Origin of the sequence: Paludisphaera soli, assembly GCF_011064595.1 — a bacterium.
In the GTDB taxonomy this organism is placed as follows: domain Bacteria; phylum Planctomycetota; class Planctomycetia; order Isosphaerales; family Isosphaeraceae; genus Paludisphaera; species Paludisphaera soli.
In genome coordinates, this window is the sequence record NZ_JAALJI010000088.1 from 1 (window position 1) to 2542 (window position 2542).

The following is a 2542-nucleotide window of genomic DNA, read 5'->3' on the forward strand; positions in this document are numbered from 1 at the left end:
TCATCCCCCGGGCCGGCCCGGGGCGCAAGAGCGCGCCGATTCTAAATAGACTCCGTATGACTCGGAAGGCCAGGTCGGCCGACGCCGGCACCGAGCCGGGCGGCTCGCCCGGCCCGATCATCCAGGCCGTCCGGACGCCAGGGTCGCGGGGCGAGGGGCCGGAGTCGCGGTCGCCGGAGTACCAGAGCCGCACGTTGGGCAGGCCGGCGAAGTCCGCCAACACCCCGCGGATCTCCGGGACCCTCCAGGACCGCGTGTAGGCGTAGAACACGGTCGCGGGCAGGGTCGCGCGGCCTCGGCCCAGAGGCCGACATAGCCCGCCGAGTGGAAGTCGCCCGAGCCGTGCACGCGGACCACGCGGACGAAGTCGGGGCGGACCTGGTCGACCAGGTCGGCGACGAAGCCGGGGCCCTGGGCCCGGTCCAGGTTCCGAGCGTGGCCGCCCTTCACGGGCGGGAAGGCGAAGCGGCACGAGCACGCGTAGCAGGACGCCCGACACGCCGGTGTGGACCCGCGGCAGGAGGTGATCGCGGGGGTCGAGTAGCTCCAGATCAGCTCCCGCCCCAGTTTCGTATTCCCCCGGCAGCAGCTGGGGACGCGTGCCGGGGGCGGGCGCGACGAGTTCGAGGCGATTCGACATGGGACGGCTCCTGGATGGCGGCCCGGTCCGGTCGCGGGCCGGCGGCCCGGCGAGCGTCCGGGAGCGTTCTGACGGGTAGGTTGCATGAGGGCTCGCGCGGCCGAGGGGCCGGGTTGCGAGTCCTCGCCGGGGCGGCTGGGGTGTCCGGACGTCGCGTCGCGCGGCCGCGCCGGGCGACCTTAGCGAAGGCGGGGCGGGGGAGGGGCCGACCGGACGTCGGCATCGCACCGGCCGGCCCGAAGGCGGGGGCGTGGCGAAGTCCGACCGGCTCCGGCGGCCCGAGACGCCGGCGGCGTCCGAGCTCCTGGTGCGGGGCCGCCCGCCACGTCGTGCGGCGGCCGGGCGCACGAGTCCCCGAGTGCCGGGGAAGGCCGCGACGAGGGGCCGGCCCGCTCGATCCGCGAGCCCTTACGCAGCCGCGGCGGCCAAGGACGCACGGCCCGTTGGTGATTTCGATGCAGTATGAGGAAGACGGGGCTTCGATCCACGGCACCCGCCCCGGACTCACGGGATTCAAGCGAAGGGCGAATCGAGCGGAGGTGGCGCCGCCTGAGCGTCGCGCCCAGCCCGACGTCGCGGCGTTCGGGTCGCGAAGGTCCTAGCGAAGCGAGTCGAGCGGCTAACGCGCCCGGTTGTCGATGACGCGATTCCGCCGCGGATTAAGCGGCGACGAGGAGGGAGGGGCGACTCGGGCGGTCGGGGGCGGGGCAGGCCGACCTCCCCGATCTCAGACGCGGGACGCCATGTCAGGTCGTCCGGAGACGGGCCCGACGCACGCCCGGCGAGGTCGGGTGCAGGCGTCGCGGGCCGGATCGACAAAACTTGCGGCACCGAAAGGCCGCAGCCCGGAAGTGGCTTCGACGTCTTTCACCTGCGACGTCGAGCGTCGGCCATTGACTCGAGTCGGTCGATCGGCGAGTCGGGCGGCACGGACCCGGGCGAGCCCTTGTGCGGCGGGACGCGGTCCGGCGGCGGCGATGACGGCGTCGGCGGCCCCCGGCTCGTCGAGCGCCCGTCCGTGGACGCGGTCAGGCCGGACGCGCGATCGAGCCGAAGAACTCCAGGTATCGCCCCGCGACCGCGTTGCTGGCCCACAGCCCGGCCTCCTTCAGGGCGAGCTCGCGATGGCGGGCCTCCCAAGCGGCGTCGTCCCGCAGCCGCTCGATCGTCGCCATCCAGGGGGCGACCTCGCGAGCGGTCGGGGCCGCATGGCCGTCCGACGTGCACCCCTCGGGGGGCGTGAAGAGGAACCCGACGTCGCCGAGCGTCTCCGGCAGGGTACCGCGGTCCCAGGCCCACGGTTCAGTGGCCCGGCGGATGGAGCTGATGCTGGGGGTAGATCGGCAGGCAGGCCGGTTCGTCGCGACGAACCCGGGCCCGGCCAGGCCGACCTCGCGAGTCCGGATCACGTGATTCATCCGGAGCCGGCCGCCCCGCGCCTTCGAGCGGGCCTCGGATGCTGCTCGCCCTCAGGCTCCAGCTCCGTTCGGAAGAGGCCCGCCGTCGGCCCGCGAGAAGTCCGATGCAGCCGCCCGACTTGGCCGGCAAGGGCCCGTGGGGCCGACTCAGGATGCCGGTCGTGGTGATCGGGCTCGACCGGATCGGAACGTCGACCGAACGAGAATCCTGCGTCCTGCGACGTCTTCCTCGTCGGGTGGCAGGAGCCTTCAGAGGTGTCGCGCGGTGCGAGACGGCCTCGGTCGAGGGGGCTCGCGTGATGCCACGAAGAGGGGCTGCGGGTGGGGCCGGTCTCGGCATCCGGATGGTCTCCCGCGGCAGTCGGCGACATCGGCGACGCCCCCGGCGTCCGGAAGAGTGTGCTGGAGTCCGACGGGGTTCTTCCTCGTGGAGTTCGAGGAGGCCGTCCTTAGTATTAGTTTGCGGTGCGAAATGGCCATGGTC

Annotated in this window: 2 protein-coding genes and 1 pseudogene; all 3 read right to left on the bottom strand. The window is 73.4% G+C overall.

The features are described 5' to 3' along the window. Window positions 1-223, bottom strand: a pseudogene (locus G6O68_RS32605) (hypothetical protein); the annotation flags it as partial. Continuing rightward, window positions 118-726 carry a GP88 family protein gene (locus G6O68_RS33775; RefSeq protein WP_165253687.1) on the bottom strand — a complete coding sequence of 203 codons (609 nt, stop codon included), beginning with the start codon at window positions 724-726 and terminating at the stop codon, window positions 118-120. The pseudogene G6O68_RS32605 and the gene G6O68_RS33775, both read right to left, overlap by 106 nt. Before the next feature lie 942 nt (window positions 727-1668). Next, window positions 1669-2049 carry a hypothetical protein gene (locus G6O68_RS31565; protein ID WP_165253689.1) on the bottom strand — a complete coding sequence of 127 codons (381 nt, stop codon included), beginning with the start codon at window positions 2047-2049 and terminating at the stop codon, window positions 1669-1671. Window positions 2050-2542 lie beyond the last annotated feature (493 nt).

What these genes read in the sequence shown, in the direction of transcription:
- G6O68_RS33775 (WP_165253687.1), bottom strand. Translation starts at nt 726, where the DNA reads ATGCAACCTACCCGTCAGAACGCTCCCGGACGCTCGCCGGGCCGCCGG.